The organism is Streptomyces sp. NPDC001985 (assembly GCF_040296845.1).
Taxonomy (GTDB): domain Bacteria; phylum Actinomycetota; class Actinomycetes; order Streptomycetales; family Streptomycetaceae; genus Streptomyces.
The window spans coordinates 57219-73942 of sequence record NZ_JBEOYB010000016.1; the positions used below are offsets into that span (position 1 = coordinate 57219).

Genomic DNA, 16724 nt, shown 5'->3' on the forward strand with positions numbered 1-16724 from the left:
ATGTCAGCAGCAGCAGGCGCTCCGGGCTTGCCCGCCGGTCTCCCCGGCGGCCCCACCGGTCTCCCCGGCGGCCCCGGCGCCGCCCCGGGCGCGCCCGCGCCCGCCGCACCCCGCCCGCCCCGCCCACAGCCCCCCGCGAGCAACTTCGCCTTCCTCCTCGCCCCCTGGCCCGCCCTCCACGGCGAGGCCCTGCGCGCCGAGCGCCTCGCCCACGCCGACCCGCGCGCCTCCTGCTTCTACGCCCGCCGCGCCCTCGAACTGGCCGTCCACTGGATGTACGAGCACGACGCGGCCCTCACACCCCCGCACCGGAGCGACCTCGGCGCGCTCCTCCACGACCCGGGGCTGCGCGCCCTCGCCGGCCCCGCGGTCACCGCGAAGATGGACCTCGTCCGCCGCCAGGGCAACAACGCCGTGCACCGGGCGGCACCCGTCCCCGCCCGGGACGCGGTGCGGACCGCCGGCGAGCTGTTCCACATCCTGTACTGGTTCGCCCGCGCCTACACCGCCGACCCGGACCGGGCCCCCGCGCCGGGCGGCCGGTTCGACAGCGGGCTCATCCCCCGCCCCCACCCGGCCGGCGCACCGGCCAGCCGCCGGGCCGAGCTGGAGCGGGAAGGGGAGCGGGACCGCGCCCGCCGGGAACGGGAGGCCCGGGAACTGGCCGAGGCCCGCGCGCGGAGCAAGCGGCTCGAAGCGGAGCTGGCCGAGCTGCGCACCCGTACCGCCGCGCTCCGCACCGCCAACGAGACCCGCCCCGACACCCACGACTACGACGAGTCCGCCACCCGCGACCTCTTCGTCGACCTCCTCCTCAAGGAAGCGGGCTGGGACCTCGGCGACGACCGGGACCGAGAGTTCCCCGTCACCGGCGAGCCCGGCGGGATCAGCCCCTCCGGCAGGGGCCGTGTCGACTACGTCCTCTGGGGCGACGACGGGAAGCCCCTCGGCATCGTCGAGGCCAAACGCACCCGTACCGACGCCAGAAGCGGCCGGCGCCAGGCCGAGCTGTACGCGGACGCCCTGGAGGCGGTGTACCACCAGCGCCCGGTCATCCACTGCACCAACGGCTACGAGACCTGGCTCTGGGACGACGGCAACGGCTACCCGCCCCGCCGGGTCCAGGGCTTCCGCACCAAGGACGAGCTGCACTGGCTGATCCGCCAGCGGGCCGGGCGCCGCGCGCTCAAGGCGGCCAACGCCGACCGGGAGATCGCGGGCCGCCCCTACCAACTGCACGCCATCCAGCGCGTCGGCGAGACCTTCGAGCAGGAGAACCGGCGCAGGGCCCTGCTGGTGATGGCCACCGGCACCGGCAAGACCCGTACCACCGTCGCCCTGGCCGATCTGCTCCAGAAGGCCGGCTGGGCCCGCCGCATCCTCTTCCTCGCCGACCGCCAGGCCCTCGTCAACCAGGCCGTCCGCGCCTTCAACGAGCATCTGGAGCACACCCCGACGGTCAATCTGCTCACCGAGAAGCGGACCGACGGCCGGGTCTTCGTCTCCACCTACCCGACGATGATGAACCTGGTCGACGAGGTGACCGAGGACGGCCGGCGCCGCTTCGGCCCCGGCTTCTTCGACCTCGTCGTCATCGACGAGGCCCACCGCTCCGTGTACGACACCTACGGCCGCCTCTTCACGTACTTCGACGCGCTCCTCCTCGGCCTCACCGCCACCCCCAAGGACGATGTCGACCGCAACACCTACCAGCTCTTCCAGCTGGAGGACGGCGTCCCCACCGACTCCTACGGCCTGGAGGACGCCGCCAACGACGGCTTCCTGGTGCGCCCCACCGTCGTGGACGTCCCCTTCGACTCGCTGAAGCGCGGCTTCCGGTACGCCGACCTCACCGAGGAGCAGAAGGAGGCCTGGGACAGCCTGGAGTGGACCGAGGACGGCCGGATTCCCGACGAGGTCACCGCCGACCAGGTCAACCGCTTCCTCTTCAACGCACCCACCGTCGACAAGGCCCTTGAGGTCCTGATGACCCACGGTCTGCGGGTCGAGGGCGGCGACCGCATCGGCAAGACGATCGTCTTCGCCAAGAACAACGACCACGCCCACTTCATCGAGGAGCGCCTCAACCTCCACTACCCGCGGGGCGCGGGCCGGGACGCCCGTGTCATCACGTACCGCGAGAAGTACGCCCAGCAGCTCATCGACGACTTCTCGGACCCGGCGAAGGCCCCCGACATCGCCATCTCCGTCGACATGCTCGACACCGGCATCGATGTGCCCGAGGTGCTCAACCTCGTCCTGTTCAAGCCGGTCTACTCCCGTACCAAGTTCTGGCAGATGCTCGGCCGGGGCACCCGCCTCTGCGAGGACGTCCACGGCCCCGGCCGCCACAAGGACGGCTTCCATGTCCTCGACCTCTGCGGGAACGCCGATTTCTTCAACCAGGAACTGGACCGCGCCACCGCCCGCAGGTCACCCGCGCTCACCGAACGCATCCTCGCGCGCGAGCTGGAGCTGATCCGCGCCCTCGACCGCCGCCGGGCCCCCGACCCGGCCGACGACGCGGGTCCGGACGCCATCGACAGCGAGGCCGCCCTGCGCTGGTCCCTCGCCCACCGGCTGCACGCCACCGTGCGCGGCATGAACGCCGACAACTTCCTCGTACGCCCCCACCGCCGCGAGGTCGAGACCTGGGGCGGCGACTTCACCGCCTGGCACCGTGTCGACGACGCGTCGGCGGCCGTCCTCGGCGAGACCCTCCTCGGCCTGCCCTCCGACCACTGGCCGGCCGGCGAGGACCGGGGCGAGGAGGCCAAGCGCTTCGACCTCACCCTCCACACCCTCCAGCTCGCCGCCCTCGAAGGCGGCGCCGAGTACACCCGGCTGCGCGACCGCGTCCAGGACATCGCCCGCGACCTCCTCGGCAAGGCCGGAAGCATCCCGGCGGTCCGGGACCGCGCCGGCCTGCTGGAGTCGCTCACCGACGACACCTGGTGGCACGGTGTCACCGCCCCGGCCCTCGAACTGGTGCGCCGCCGGCTGCGCGGCCTGATCCGGCTGGTCGACGGCCCCGCCGCGCGCCGCATTGTCTACACCGACATAGCCGAGAACCACGGCCATCTCACCGAGGTCGAGGTCAGCGGCCTTCCCATCGGCACCGACGAGGAACGCTTCCACCGCCGCGCCCGCACCTTCCTCCAGCGCCACCGGGACCACCCGGTGCTCCACCGGCTCCACCACAACGTCCAGATCACCGCCCAGGACCTCACCGGTCTGGAGGCGCTCCTCCTCGCCGAGGCCGTCGCCTCCCCCGACGACCTCGCCCGGACCCGGAGCGCCCCCGGCGGCCTCGGCCTCTGCCTCCGCCGCATCGGCGGCCTGGACCGCCAGGCCGCCCGGTCCGCCCTCGCCGCCTTCCACGAAGGCCGCGACCTCAGCGCCCGCCAGCGCGACCTCGTCGCCCTGATGGTCCGCTACCTGGAGGCCAACGGCTCCATCGAGCTGCGCGACCTCTTCCGGAACCAGCTCTTCAACACCAAGGGCCGGATCGACACCCACTTCGACGACCCCGAACTCGACGCCCTCGAAGCGGTCTTCCGCACCGTGACCGCCCACGCGGTCCCGGCGCCCTGAGCGGGCCCCGGCCTCATCCGGGGGTGTGGACGGCGCGCGGCCCGCTCCGGAAGTGCTCCCCCGCATCACCCACCACATCGCCCCCTCCGCGAGATCCAGCGCGTGGCCCACCCGCGCCATGACTCCCTGTGCCGTAGTGCCCCGCCCCGCTCCGCGGTCAGGACCTCACATACCGGCGCAGAGCCTCCCGCCCTCCCGGAACGAAGCACCACGCATCGAGGACCGCGCGCAGTTCGTCCAGCGTCAGCCAGTCGTACCAGTCGATCTCACCCGAGTCCGGAACCACGGCCTCCGTCACGGCGGCCTCATGCACCCCGAGCCATATGGGGCTGATCCCCTCCCGGAAAAGCAGCTTGAACAGAAACCGCACCGGCGCCCGGACACCCAGCTCCTCCCCCAACTCCCGTACCGCCGCCTCCTCATACGACTCGCCCACGTCCACGGCCCCACCGACCATCGCGTCGTAGTACCCCGGAAACCGCGCCAGCGCCCCGCTCCGCCGCAGCACCAGGACGCGGCCCTCGCGATCACGACAGATCGTCGCCGCGATGCGATGCAGCCGGTTCTCCCGCACCGCCTCGTCCCGCTCGATGACCCCCAGCACGCGGTCGTGCTCATCGACATGCTCAACCAGTTCGCCCATGACCGCACGATCCCATCCCACCCCGAAACCCGCCCCGACGCCCCGCGCGGCCCGGGACACGGCTTCGAGTCGCCGCTCCCGGCCGAAGGGGCCCCGATCGACGGGACCGGACACCTGGCCGGGCATTCCGGGTGGGCCGTCACTGACCGGGGGCCGGTCTGGGACGGCACCTTCAAGGCCGGTCCGGAGCCCTGGCCGCGCGGATAGTCACGCAAAGAGGTCAGCCGCTGCGGCTTCCACTCGCACACCGTCCTGGCGCGGACAGCCGGTGATCTCCTGCCGAGGCTCACGGTCTCCACGAAGGTGGGCTACTTCCCCCACGTCACCCCGGGCATGCGCCGGCGCCTCGTGCTGAGCCTGACCGAGCGGTGGGAAGCCGCGCTCGACGCCCGGCTCGCGATGTGCCCGACGTCGCCGGTGCGCGTGCTCAACGACCTCCTGCGCGCCCGGCTAGCTGTTCGCGGCTGAACGAACTCCGGGAGCTGGTCTCGCCACCGGCTCCCGGAGGGTCAGGCGCCGAACACTGCTTGGAATGCGCTCTGCCCTGCGCCAACGAGCATGGTCAGGCCGGGGGATACCGTCCCTATTGCGGTGAGGGTCGTGTTCAGCCTGTCGAACGCTGCGCGTACGCGACCCGGTTCGGGCGCCTCGGTGGAAGTTGCTTCCTCCAGCACCTCCGCATCCAAGATCAGCTGCCCCTGTTCCTCCTCGGAGAGGCCAAGGCTTGGTGTGAACTGTCGGACCTGCTGCGCGAACTCTGCGAGCTTGGACGCGTCCAACCCGAAGCTGTTGTTCTGGACGACGTGCTGCTGGGCACCAGCGACAAAGCCATGGGCATTGCTGATGTTGTACGTGTTGCCGCTGGTCGACTGCCGGTTGAGATGGTCGTTCACGGTGCCTCCGGAGAGTACGCAGCGGGTGCCCTGAGAAGTGATCGCGGCCATGACCCCGGCGTCCGCGACTGTGCGTATCGCGAGGTCGTGTTCGGCCAGGTAGTCGAGCGCGCCGAGGACCTCATCCTCCGACAGGGGGTCTCCGGCGAAGCTGCACAGTGGGTCCTCCAGGAACCCCGGAACTGGCACGGCGGTCTGCCTTCCGCCTACTCGCAGAACCCATCGCAACAGCACGTCACAGGCATGTCCGAAGCGCTCGACCATATCGGCGCGCAAGGCAGTCAGACGGCGTGCCTCCAGGAGGCCGTCCTCAGTCGGATGGACTTCGGAGAGCCCACCGGCGAGGCTCCGTGCGATCGTTACGAGCCCAAGGTTCTCCAACTGCAGCGCCATGTTGTCGCTCTCTTCGACCGGGAGTCCTTCCCGCTCGACGAAGGCGGACACATCCAGATAATGGCCAGGATGTTGTTGGGCGGACTCCTGTAGCCAGAGCACCAGGCGGGAAAGGTGTGGATCGCTTTCGATGCCGCTTGCGCTGGAGAGGGTGAGCGCCCCCACGGCCGGTGGCTCGATCTCGACAGGTATGCGTACAGGATGCTTGCGGTTCGCCCGTTTGAACTCTTTGGCGATCTCCTTCTGCATCTTCTCGATCGCCCGTTTGTCGATGAACCCGGCCAACCTGATCTCCTAGGGACAGTGTGGTTCAACGCTAGACGACACCACTGACAGCGGGCGCGGGTTTCTTGGCGGGGTGTCCGTCTCGGGCCTGCCTTCCTGGGAGCCGCCTCGGGAGGTCGGCTCCCAAACGGCTCCCAAGAGACCCGGGAAACGAATCAGAGGCCCGACCCGCTCTCGCGGATCAGGCCCCTGACCTGGTGTTTCAGCTGTCGGGGTGGCGGGATTTGAACCCACGACCTCTTCGTCCCGAAGCAACCCGGGTGTGGGCGCTGCCTTGGGCTGGTGTGGCTCTCACCCGTGCTGATAGTCCGCAGGCGTCCATGCCTGTTCGCCGGTGTGCGTAGGCGTTGTCACGCAGTTAGACACTCACCGGCCGGCCGGTTTCGGTGCACGGGAGTGGCGCGCTTCAACTCATTTACACGGGCGATACGCCTACCCATGGCTGGCTACTGTTGGTCATCGTCGCCGAGATCGACGTCATTGATCATGCGACTCCACTCGCTGATGATCGTCTGGCTGTCGATGACCTTCTGTACCGCTGCCTGAATGATCTTAAATTGCGGCCTGAGTCGACGGCTTCCTTGTGCAGCGCCCGCCATGCTGTCTGAAAAGATTTGGAGTTGAGACGTTGTCACGGCCGTTGTGTCCGCCAGGCCCTTGACTTCCTTGAAGAATGCGCGAGTTACTTTCCTGTCTTCGGTGGATAGGTTGCCTTCGGATGCCTGTCGAATTATCCCAATCACGCCGGGGTCGATCGCGGCTAGTTCAGCCCAATATTTGGCTCCAAGAGTATCGACTTTCTCCACTGGTTCAGTGAGTCGCGACGCCAGCTCCTCGGTCACGTGCATTCGGCCAGTGAATCCCCCGCCTCTTTTATCGGAGGTCGCAATCTCATCTGAGGCCCAAGTCGATTCTTCCCCGATGCGAGAGATAGTCTCCGCGAACTGCTGGACCGTTTCGAACCATGCTGGGAGAGCTGCCTCCATCTCAGTCATGATCTCAAGAAATCCGGGCGGCTCTTCGTTGTCCTGGTTTGTTGGAGGGATCGCGACAGGAGTAGCAGGAGGCGTCGCGTCGAGGATTTTGGCAAGCCATTGAGCGAGTTTATGGACTGCTTTGCGATACGCCGGTGAATCTTCATCCTCTAGGCGCAGGTCGCGCCAATCTACCCACTGTCGCTTTGCGATGAGCTCTACAACCTCGTCGGCGGGGCACTCCTCTGCTCTCTGTGTGAGCTGAGGAACATTCACATAGTGAATGGGAAGCAAAAGCTCATCTAGGCCGAGACTGGCGGCGTGTCCAGCGAATGTAATCACCTCGCGCCTGCATTCCTGGCTCATGAGGAACTTAGGTGTCACGATCGGAATCAGGAACGTAGTGCTGGTCAATGCGGAGTCCAGTCGCATCCGCCAAGCTTCGCCCCAGTCGAGTGAATTCTTGTCGAGGAAGATTTCGAGAGGCTCGCCAGTGATGATCTCGAACGAACTGGCAATTTGACCGGACAGGCGTACGATGCGACCTCTGTCGAGATCATTGTCGCGATGCGTATAACTCCAGAACCCGACGGGTTGCTCGTTAGTCATGGTGCGGAAGGTTACAGCGATGCATCAATGATCGTTTGAGGTTTGGCGAAAGAGGCCGGCGGAGCGGCTTTGGGCGGGAGCTGCCATGGGGCGAGAGATCGGGGCCCGTAAGCTTCCAGCGAATCGGGCGGTCTGTGGACCTGCCCGCAATGGCACGATGTGGGCCCCGATCTTGGAGGCTCGCCCCATGGTGGCTGCCTAAAGCCGTGGAGCCGACCGCCCCGGCCACAGAGGGTTTCTCCCTGTTCTCGCGTGCTGTCGCCCTGCGCGGCCGGCGGCGCCGGGACCGGAGCGGGGCGGAGACAGGAGCGGCGGGCCCGGCGGGGAGCCGGGCCGTGCGCGGCGAGCGGAGCGAGGCGCCTTGAACCAGTAGAGAAAGTTGTAACTCAGTTCGGGGTGTGGGGATGGAAGTTGTCCTGCCGGGAGTGGGCCAGGGGGAGGTAGAGGACCGGGCGGATGGTCCAGGTGATGTGGGTCGTGGCCTGGGTGAGGGCGATGGTGCAGGGCTCGCCCCGCAAGAGGGCCTGGAGGGTGTCGATGTGCCCCTCCTGGAGCCACGCTGAAGCGGCCCGGGATGCGTGTGGGTCCAGGGCCGGCGCGATGGTATGGAGGCTGACGGTGATCCAGTTGGTGGCCTGGGCGGCGGTGTAGGCGTCGAAGGCGCCCATGAGTGCCGGTGGTTCCTCCGGGGCGGCGAGGTACTGGGCGTGGCATTCGCACCAGTAGCCGTGTCGCGGGCGGGAGTTCACTGCCGGGCGCTGAGATTCGGCTCGGTGAGGAGTTCCGCGGTGACGGTGTGACCGCCCTGGGTGGCTTGGATGACCATGCGGTGGGCGAGTTCGCTGACCATCCCCAGTCCTCGGCCGTTCTCGGCGTCGTCGCTCAGGGGTGCGAGTCTGGGCGTGCCGGCGCTGCCGCCCTCGTCCGTGACGGACAGAGCGACCACCTGGGGCGATACCGCGAGTGCCAGATGGAAGCTGCCGGATTCCCGGCCGCTGGCGGTGTGCAGGATCGCGTTCGTGCCCAGCTCGGCGACGATCACCGCCGCGTCGTCCGCGAACGGGGAATTCCGCAGGATGTCCTGCGCCCAGCGGCGGGCCCGGCTCACCTCTTCCGGGAATCCTGGGCAAGTGAGTCCCCAAACCTTCGCGGTGCTCGTATACTCGTGCATACAAGTTCCTTTATGCAGGTAGGCCGCCATGTGCAGCGGGTTCGGGCTAGACGAGTTTCACGCCATCGTGGGCGCGGATGGCTGGCGGGTTCGCCGCGTCGAGTGCGTCAGTGACGCGGATCGCGTACGCCTCGTCGGCGAGTTCGATCACTTCTTCGCGGGTGGCCCAGCGCAGCGCGAAGGTCTCACTTCCGGTGGTGGGCGTGCCGTCGGCGGCCTCGCAGCGGAAGACCATGGAGACGATCAGGCCGTTCATGTTCTTGTAGATGCCGGTGAGGGTCGCGGATGGCGCGATCTTGATGCCGGTCTCTTCGAGAACCTCGCGCTGAAGGGCCTCGGGGATGGTTTCCTCGGGTTCGAGAACGCCACCCGGAGGTTCCCAGTGCCCGTTGTCGCGGCGCTGGATCAAGAGCGCTCGGCCGTGGTCGTCGACGATCACTCCGGCGACGCTCACGGAATGCGGGCGTTCAGTGCTCACGGTTCCCGGGACCCTTCGGCTGGCTAGGCTCTCCACCGTAGCAACAAAGGTCACCCACTCGTCTAGACACCTAAAGGAGTACGCGTGCCGTCTCTCTCCTCAGGTCTCCTCGGAGACCTCGACCCCACGAGCGATCGTGCGGTCTTCCGACAGATCGCCGATCAGCTCCGTGAGGCCATTGATCGCGGACGGTTCAAGGAAGGGGAGAAGCTTCCCTCAGAAGCGGAGCTGGTCGAGCATTACGGGGTGTCCCGGATGACCGTCCGGAACTCCTTCTCCATCCTCCAGGGTGAGGGCCTGGTCCACGCCGAACACGGCAAAGGCGTGTTCGTACGGCCCCGGCCGCCCGTGCGACGGCTCGCCTCGGACCGGTTCGCCCGGCGTCACCGGGAGCAGGGGAAATCCGCCTTCATCGTGGAAGCCGACGCGGCCGGCAGCCATCCCCAGGTCGACGGCCTGGAGGTGAAAGAGGAGAAGGCCAGTCAGGACATCTCCACCCGGCTCGGCTCGGTGCGGCGTGTCCTCGCACGTCGGCGGCGGTATCTGCTCGACGGCCGGCCCGTTGAGTTCGCCACCTCCTATCTCCCGCTCGACATCGCACGCGGCACCCGGATCGCCGAACCCAACCCCGGCCCCGGCGGCATCTATGCCCGCCTGGAGGAACTGGGCCACCGCCTGGACCACTTCGAGGAGGAGATCCGCGCCCGGATGCCCTCGCCGACCGAGGTGAAGACGCTCCGGCTGGCGTCCGGCGTGCCGGTGATCCATCTGATCCGTACCGCGTTCGACACCGATGGCCGGGCCGTGGAGGTCTGCGACACCGTGATGGCGGCCGACGCGTACGTCCTCAACTACCAGCTTCCGGCGACCTGATCGCGGGGGATGTCCCGGTGCGCGGGGCCAACTCGCCCTACTCGTACATCCCAACAGGGATACTCGTATAGACGAGTGGCTGAGTTATGTGGCAGGGTGATCGCCACGACCTCGGGAGATCGCTCCCGTGGGCCTCATCTTGTCTAGACGAGTAGATAGGAAGATGCTGTGCGCACCATCCGCGTGGAGACCTCCGCCGCCACCATCCTGCTGACCGAAGCGCCTGAGCCCAAGGTCAAGGACCGGCAGACGGGGGAGATCGCCAAGGACGCCGTCACTGGTGAGTCGTTGATGTCCCTCGGCGTCGTCTACATCGAGGAGGGGGAATCGGCGCTGCTCAAGGTGACCGTCCCGGAGAGCGGTGTGGCGGAGGGGCTGGCGCTCGGGTCGCCCGTCTCGCTGCCGGGGCTGCTGGCCCGGCCCTGGGAGAGCGTCTTCAACGGGCAGCAGCGGCACGGCATCGCCTACCGCGCCGCCGCCGTCACTCCGGCCGGGTTCGCCTCCGCCCTCGGGGACATGTCCTGATGACGGACCCGATGATCCTTCTGGAAGTGGGTGGCCCCCTCGCCGCGCTGGTGGGTGGGGCCGCCTACACCCGGGCCCGGCATCCCGCCGTCCACTGGGCGGCGTTCGGGCTGCTGCTCGCCGCCGGCCGGGTGCTCGGCTCGTACGGCTCGGCCATGGAGGCGTGCGGCCTGACCGTGCCGCCGTCCCGGATGCGGGCCCTGGTGACCCGGGCCACCAGCCGCCGGGAGATACGGCCGGTGCCGCCCCGCCGGGGGTTCCTGCGGCCCACCGCGACCGGGTTACGGCTCCGGCTCCGCCTCGCCCCCGGCCAGGAACCCGCCGACGTCACCGCCTCGGCGGAACGACTGAGACACGCCTGGGGAGTCCACGCCGTCTACGTCTCGACCGTCAAGCCGGGCGTGGTCGAACTGCGGCTCGTGGGCTACGACGTACTGCGCCGGGTCCGGATGCCCCGCAAGTCCGGGACCGGGCTTCTCAAGGTCCCGGTGGCGCTGCGCGAGGACGCCACCCCGTACGTACGCGACTACCGCACCGTCCCGCACGGACTCACCCTCGGCGCGACCCTCTCCGGCAAGTCCATGTTCCTGCGCCACCTCATCAGCGGACTCGCCCGACAGCCCGTCGCCCTGGTCGGGATCGACTGCAAGCGCGGCGTGGAACTGGCGCCCTTCGCGCCCCGGCTCTCCGCGCTGGCGACCGACCCTGACCAGGCCGCCGCGCTCCTGCCCGTACTCGTCCAGGAAATGGAGGACCGATACGACCTGATCAAGACCCGCCAGGGCATTGCACCGGACACCCCGGACGAGGAGATCACCTCCGACATCTGGGGACTGCCCGAACCCGAACGCCCCGTACCGATCGTGCTCTTCGTGGATGAGGTGGCGGAGCTTTTCCTCGTCGCCACCCGGAAGGACGAGGAACGGCGGGACGAGATGGTCACCCAGCTCATCCGGCTCGCCCAGCTCGGCCGCGCCGCCGGCATCCATCTGGAAGTCTGCGGACAGCGCTTCGGCGCCGAACTCGGCAAGGGCGCGACCATGCTCCGGGCCCAGCTCACCGGCCGGATCTGCCACCGGGTGAACGACGAGGGCTCCGCCAAGATGGCGGTCGGCGACATCGCGCCCGACGCGGTCATGGCCGCCTGCGCCATCGCCCCCGAACGGCCCGGCCTCGCCGTGGCCGGTGACACCTCCGGCGGCTGGTCCCGCATCCGTACCCCGTATCTCTCCCTGGGCGACGCTGCCCGGACCTGCCGGGAGTACGCGCACCTGGTGCCGGACCTGCCCGCCCTGAAACCGTTCCGCCCCGCCGTCTGATCACGGAAGGAGCCGCACCATGCGCGCTCATCTCGCCCGGGTCGACGCGGTACTCGTCCAAGCCGTCATCGCCGCCGCGCTCTCCTTCGCCCACATCCACGATGTCGCCCTCGCGGCCGGACAGGACGGATGGAAAGCGTGGGCCTACCCGATCAGCGTCGATCTGCTGCTCGTCGCGGCCTGGCGCCGACTGCGGACCGGGCCGTCCGAGGCCACGGGCTGGTGCTGGTTCGCCATCGCGCTCACCGCATCGCTCGGCGCGAACATCGCCACCGCCGGACTCCTCGACCTGGACGACGTACCCGCCTGGCTCCGCATCCTCGTCGCGGGCTGGCCGGCCGTCGCCTTCCTCGGCGGAACCCTCCTCGTCCACTCCGCACCGCAGCCGGACGAAGAGGACTCCGTGGCCCTGGAGGAGCGACCCGAAACGCCTGCCGTACCGATCCCGCCCGGCCTGATCGAACACGCCCGCAAGATCGCTGCCGACCACCGCACCCGCACCGGCCGCCCCATCGACACCGCGACACTCCGCGCCCGGCTCGGCGTTCCCGCGCCCATGGCCGAAGCGATCGCCACCCAGCTCTGAGGAGATCCGCCATGCCCCCTCGTCGCTTCCGTGACGTCACCCGGCACGGTCCCGTCCAGATCGGCACCTCGTACGACCACCGGGGACGCGAACAGCACACCGCCGCCTGCACCGCCCCGCGCTGCGGCTTCTCCGCCGACTACGACAGCCGCGCCGCCGCAGAACTGGCGGCCCGGACCCACCGCTGCCCCATCCGCTGAGAGGGCCCGCCTGTGAACATCAACCTCCCCCTCGTCGTCGTCCTCGGCCTCTTCGCCTGGGGCGCGGTCAAATTCCTCGGCGTCCGCACCTGGGTCGTCGTCCTGATCGCCCTCTTCGGCTTCTGGCTCTCGGACACCGTCCTCGCCCCTGCCATCAAATCCGGCACAGGCACCGGCGTGTCCGTCATCAACCGCACACATGACTAGACGAGTAGACATCTTGAGCCCCGGGGCGGCTTGATCCCGCCAAGAATCCACCGCCCCGGGCCCTCCCTCCCGACCAGACAGTCAGAAGGAGAACGCCATCTTCACCCGCACCACACCGCCCCCGCTCCCCGAACTCCTCGATCTGGCCAACACCGGCACCCTGCCGGGCATCCTCCGCCAGCTCTCCGGGCTCGGCGGCTGCCTCCACCCCATCCGGCTCGACGGCCACCGCACGGAGTACGCCGTCGACACCAGCACCGGCGAGATCGGCCCCGCCCTCCACCACCTCGACGCGTCCGCCCTCCCGGCCGGCCATCTGCTCGTCCGCTGCAACAACCGGCGTACGACCCGCTGCCCCGCCTGCGCGGAGCTCTACCGCCGCGACACCTTCCAGCTCATCGCCACCGGCCTGCGCGGCGGCAAGGGCACCCCGGACACCGTCACCACCCACCCCCGGGTCTTCGCCACCTTCACCGCCCCCGGCTTCGGCCCGGTCCACAACCGTACGGACAAACGCTGCCGCTGCGGAGCCCACCACGACCAGGAGGACGCCGTCCTCGGCACCCCGCTGGACCCCGGCCGGTACGACTACGAAGCGGCCGTCCTCTGGAACGCCCACACCGGCCTTCTGTGGCGGCGGTTCACCATCTACTTGCGCCGGGAGGTCGCCAAGCGTGCCGGGCTCTCGCAACGTGCCCTCCGGCAGTACGCCCGGGTGGCCTTCGCCAAGGTCGCCGAATACCAGCGGCGCGGAGCGGTCCACTTCCACTCCGTGATCCGCCTCGACGGCCCCGGCGACCACACCCCACCCCCGGCCTGGGCTACCGCCGAACTCCTCACCGACGCGATCCGTGCGGCTGCCGCCAAGGCCCGGGTCAACGGCCCGTCGATGGATGGCCGGGCCCACTGTTTCGCCTTCGGGCGGCAACTCGATGTCCGGACGATCCGGGGCGCTGACTTCCCGGGTGATCAGGCACTGACGGACCGGGCCGTGGCCGCGTACATCGCCAAGTACGCCACCAAGGGCGCCGAAACCGCGACGGGCGCCCTCGACCGCCCCCTGAAGTTCGCCGCCGAACTCGCCCAGCTCGATATCTCCGACCACGCCCGCCGCCTCATCCGCACGGCCTGGACCCTCGGCGCCCGCAAGGACCTGGACCACCTCCGCCTCCGCGCCTGGGCCCACATGCTCGGCTTCCGCGGCCACTTCTCCACCAAATCCCGCACCTACTCCACCACCCTCGGAGCCCTTCGCACCGCCCGCGCCGACTGGCGCCTCGCACAAACCGCCTCGGAGCACCCGACCGGGACCACACACGTCCTCGCCCACTGGGTCTTCGCCGGTATCGGCCTCACCGCCACAGAGAAATGGCTCGCCGCCTCCATCGCCCCCGTCCCTGGCACGAAAGGGGAACCCACTCATGCGTGACGACGAGCTGCTGACGGTGGCTGAGGTCGTGTCCCGGCTCCGGCTCAGCCGGACCACCGTCTACGACCTGATCCGTACCCACCGACTCGTCTCCATCCGTGTCGGCCGCGCCCGTCGCATTCCTGTGCAGTCCGTCCGCGACTTCATCGCTGGCGAGCTGAGGGAGGCCGCCTGATGGCCACCCGACGGAGCCGGGGCGACGGCGGTCTGCACTGGGACGACAAGCGCCAACGCTGGATCGCCACGGCCAGCCTCGGGTTCGACCCGAGCGGCAAGCGGATCGTGAAGCGGGCGAGTGGAGTCACCAAGACGGCGGCCAAGAACAAGCTGAAGGAGATCCTTCGAGACTACGAAGACGGCCTCGCCATCGCGCCGACCGGCTACACGGTCAAGGACGCCGTGACCGATTGGCTTACGTACGGACTCGCCGGCCGGGACCCCGCCACGGTCAAGACGAACACCATCCTGTGCAACACCCACGTCATCCCGGCCCTGGGTGCCCGCAAGCTCCGCGACCTCAGCGCCGACGACGTGGACAGATGGCTTGCGAACAAGGCCAAGGTGCTCAGCACTCGCTCCCTGGAGGCGATCCGCTCGTGCTTGAACCGGGCGGTCAGGCGCGCCATGGCCCGGGACAAGGTGAAGCGGAACGTCGTAGAGCTGTGCTCTGTGCCCATCGGCCGCATTGGCCGGCCATCGAAATCCCTCACCCTCAAGCAAGCTGAGGCCGTGCTCGTCGCAGCCGAGGACTCCCCGCTCTATGCGTACTTCGTGGTGTCGCTGCTCACCGGTGGACGCACGGAGGAGATGCGCCCTCTCCGCTGGGACCACGTCGATCTTGAGGGCCATCCGGAGGCCGTTCCCGAGATTCCGCCGCACATCGCCGTGTGGCGCTCGGTCCGGAGCACGGGGGACACCAAGACCCGGAAATCCCGTCGGACCCTGGCTCTGCCCGGCAGGGCGATCGATGCACTGAAGGTCCAGCGGGAGCGGCAGGGCTGGCAGCGGGTCGCGGCCGGTGATCAGTGGCAGGAGACCGGTCTCGTCTTCACCTCGGCGGTGGGTACGGAGCTGGACGCGGCGAACGTTCGGCGCGAGCTTCGGAAGATCCTCGTGCGGGTTGCCCGGATGCCTGGAATCGAGATCACGCCGTACGAGTGGACGACGCGGGAGACCCGTACATCCTTCGTGTCGATCTTGTCCGACCGGGGCATCCCGCTCGAAGAGATCTCCCGGCTCGTCGGCCACTCCAGCACGGCCGTCACGGAGCAGGTCTACCGGAAGCAGATCCGCCCGGTGATCCAGAGCGGGGCCGTCGCCATGGACGGGATCTTCGGCACACCACCGCCCCCGAAGCGGTAGTCACGCAGTTAGTCACGCACAACGAATCAGAGGCAGTGACTCACGTGAGTCACTGCCTCTGATCTGCTACTTAGCTGTCGGGGTGGCGGGATTTGAACCCACGACCTCTTCGTCCCGAACGAAGCGCGCTGCCAAGCTGCGCTACACCCCGATGTCACCACCGTGGCGGCGACATCGATTACTTTAGCCCACGGGCGCTCCCAGGCGAAATCCGGTTTCCCGGGCGCCGTCCCCGGCCTGGGGGCGGGTCAGGCGCGGGGGACCAGGGTCAGGAGGGTGGCCTCCGGGGGGCAGGCGAAGCGGACCGGGGTGTAGCGGCTGGTGCCGCAGCCCGCGGAGACGTGGAGGTGGGAGACGTTGCCGGCGGCCTCGTGGGTCGAGAGGCCCTTCACCCGGTCCGTGTCCAGGTCGCAGTTGGTCACCAGGGCGCCGTAGAAGGGGATGCACAGCTGGCCGCCGTGGGTGTGGCCCGCGAGGATCAGGGGGTAGCCGTCCTCGGTGAAGGCGTCCAGGGCGCGGAGATACGGGGCGTGGACGACCGCCAGGGACAGGTCCGCGTCCTTCTCGGGGCCGCCGGTGACCTCCTCGTACCGGTCGCGCCGGATGTGGGGGTCGTCCAGGCCGGTGAAGGCCACCTCGCCGGAGTCCAGCTTCAGCCGGCCGCGGGTGTTGGTCAGGTTCACCCAGCCCGCCTCGTCGAAGGCGTCCCGCAGCTCCTCCCAGGGGTTGTGGATCACCCCTGTCGCCGGGGCGTTGCCGTTGAGCCCGTGGCGGCCCTGGGACTTCTCGAAGAGATAGCGGACCGGGTTGCGGAGCGTGGGGCCGTAGTAGTCGTTGGAGCCGAAGACGTACACCCCCGGGAACTCCATCAGGGGGCCCAGCGCGTCCAGGACCTCCGGGACGCCCTCCGGGTCGGAGAGGTTGTCGCCGGTGTTGACCACGAAGTCGGGGCGCAGGCCCGCGAGCGACTGGAGCCATGCCCGCTTCTTGCGCTGGCCGCTGACCATATGGATGTCGGAGACCTGGAGGACCCGCAGCGGGCGCATGCCCTGCGGAAGCACCGGGACCGTCAGCCGCCTCAGACGGAAGGAGCGGGCCTCGATACCTGCTGCGTAGGCGATGCCGGCTGCGCCGACTGCCGTGATGGCCAGGGGTACTCCATAGCGTGCGCGCATACGTCCAT

17 protein-coding genes, 1 tRNA gene and 1 pseudogene are annotated in these 16724 nt (G+C 69.0%); 11 read left to right on the forward strand and 8 right to left on the reverse strand.

The window, feature by feature from the left end:
* The gene (locus tag ABT122_RS09840; protein WP_351548041.1) at positions 1-3594 is read left to right on the forward strand and encodes a DEAD/DEAH box helicase family protein; all 3594 of its coding nucleotides are present in this window, start codon (positions 1-3) and stop codon (positions 3592-3594) included.
* Positions 3595-3751: 157 nt separating this feature from the next.
* Here the strand turns inward: ABT122_RS09840 and ABT122_RS09845 are convergent, their stop codons facing one another.
* Entirely contained in the window at positions 3752-4237 is a 486-nt protein-coding gene (locus ABT122_RS09845) for an NUDIX hydrolase (protein ID WP_351548044.1), read from the reverse strand.
* A gap of 312 nt (positions 4238-4549) precedes the next feature.
* Here ABT122_RS09845 and ABT122_RS09850 point away from each other — a divergent pair.
* Positions 4550-4705 (forward strand): annotated as a pseudogene (locus ABT122_RS09850) (LacI family transcriptional regulator); the annotation flags it as partial.
* A 41-nt stretch (positions 4706-4746) separates the two neighbouring features.
* On the opposite strand, the gene ABT122_RS09855 reads toward ABT122_RS09850, so the two are convergent.
* From ABT122_RS09855 to ABT122_RS09875, 5 genes are all read right to left on the reverse strand, one after another.
* On the reverse strand, positions 4747-5808 hold the full coding sequence (locus ABT122_RS09855) for a hypothetical protein (protein WP_351548047.1): 1062 nt from the start codon (positions 5806-5808) through the stop codon (positions 4747-4749).
* A gap of 446 nt (positions 5809-6254) precedes the next feature.
* Entirely contained in the window at positions 6255-7391 is a 1137-nt protein-coding gene (locus ABT122_RS09860; RefSeq protein WP_351548050.1) for a toll/interleukin-1 receptor domain-containing protein, read from the reverse strand.
* A 386-nt stretch (positions 7392-7777) separates the two neighbouring features.
* Entirely contained in the window at positions 7778-8140 is a 363-nt protein-coding gene (locus ABT122_RS09865; protein WP_351548052.1) for a hypothetical protein, read from the reverse strand.
* On the reverse strand, positions 8137-8562 hold the full coding sequence (locus ABT122_RS09870; protein ID WP_351548055.1) for an ATP-binding protein: 426 nt from the start codon (positions 8560-8562) through the stop codon (positions 8137-8139). Before ABT122_RS09870 ends, ABT122_RS09865 begins: the two co-directional genes overlap by 4 nt.
* A gap of 46 nt (positions 8563-8608) precedes the next feature.
* Complete coding sequence (locus tag ABT122_RS09875) at positions 8609-9016, reverse strand: NUDIX hydrolase (protein ID WP_351548173.1); 408 nt, start codon at positions 9014-9016, stop codon at positions 8609-8611.
* A gap of 108 nt (positions 9017-9124) precedes the next feature.
* Here ABT122_RS09875 and ABT122_RS09880 point away from each other — a divergent pair, with 108 nt between their 5' ends.
* From ABT122_RS09880 to ABT122_RS09920, 9 genes are all read left to right on the forward strand, one after another.
* Positions 9125-9913 (forward strand): GntR family transcriptional regulator, encoded by a 789-nt coding sequence (locus tag ABT122_RS09880; RefSeq protein ID WP_351548058.1) that lies wholly within the window; start codon positions 9125-9127, stop codon positions 9911-9913.
* A 168-nt stretch (positions 9914-10081) separates the two neighbouring features.
* On the forward strand, positions 10082-10438 hold the full coding sequence (locus tag ABT122_RS09885; RefSeq protein ID WP_351548061.1) for an SCO3933 family regulatory protein: 357 nt from the start codon (positions 10082-10084) through the stop codon (positions 10436-10438).
* On the forward strand, positions 10438-11757 hold the full coding sequence (locus tag ABT122_RS09890; protein ID WP_351548064.1) for an FtsK/SpoIIIE domain-containing protein: 1320 nt from the start codon (positions 10438-10440) through the stop codon (positions 11755-11757). The genes ABT122_RS09885 and ABT122_RS09890 overlap by 1 nt, the downstream gene beginning before the upstream one ends.
* A gap of 19 nt (positions 11758-11776) precedes the next feature.
* On the forward strand, positions 11777-12343 hold the full coding sequence (locus tag ABT122_RS09895) for a DUF2637 domain-containing protein (RefSeq protein WP_351548066.1): 567 nt from the start codon (positions 11777-11779) through the stop codon (positions 12341-12343).
* Positions 12344-12354: 11 nt separating this feature from the next.
* On the forward strand, positions 12355-12543 hold the full coding sequence (locus ABT122_RS09900) for a mobile element transfer protein (protein WP_351548069.1): 189 nt from the start codon (positions 12355-12357) through the stop codon (positions 12541-12543).
* Positions 12544-12555: 12 nt separating this feature from the next.
* Entirely contained in the window at positions 12556-12750 is a 195-nt protein-coding gene (locus ABT122_RS09905) for a hypothetical protein (protein ID WP_351548072.1), read from the forward strand.
* 160 nt (positions 12751-12910) lie between these two features.
* Entirely contained in the window at positions 12911-14179 is a 1269-nt protein-coding gene (locus ABT122_RS09910; RefSeq protein WP_502976125.1) for a replication initiator, read from the forward strand.
* Positions 14172-14354: a helix-turn-helix domain-containing protein gene (locus ABT122_RS09915; protein ID WP_351548075.1), complete on the forward strand. Its 183-nt coding sequence runs from the start codon at positions 14172-14174 to the stop codon at positions 14352-14354. Before ABT122_RS09910 ends, ABT122_RS09915 begins: the two co-directional genes overlap by 8 nt.
* Positions 14354-15541 (forward strand): site-specific integrase, encoded by a 1188-nt coding sequence (locus ABT122_RS09920; protein WP_351548078.1) that lies wholly within the window; start codon positions 14354-14356, stop codon positions 15539-15541. Before ABT122_RS09915 ends, ABT122_RS09920 begins: the two co-directional genes overlap by 1 nt.
* Positions 15542-15618: 77 nt before the next feature.
* On the opposite strand, the gene ABT122_RS09925 is transcribed toward ABT122_RS09920, so the two are convergent.
* Positions 15619-15692, reverse strand: a tRNA-Pro gene (locus ABT122_RS09925).
* Between the two features lie 97 nt (positions 15693-15789).
* Positions 15790-16716 carry a metallophosphoesterase gene (locus tag ABT122_RS09930; protein ID WP_351548081.1) on the reverse strand — a complete coding sequence of 309 codons (927 nt, stop codon included), beginning with the start codon at positions 16714-16716 and terminating at the stop codon, positions 15790-15792.
* Between the last annotated feature and the right edge of the window lie 8 nt (positions 16717-16724).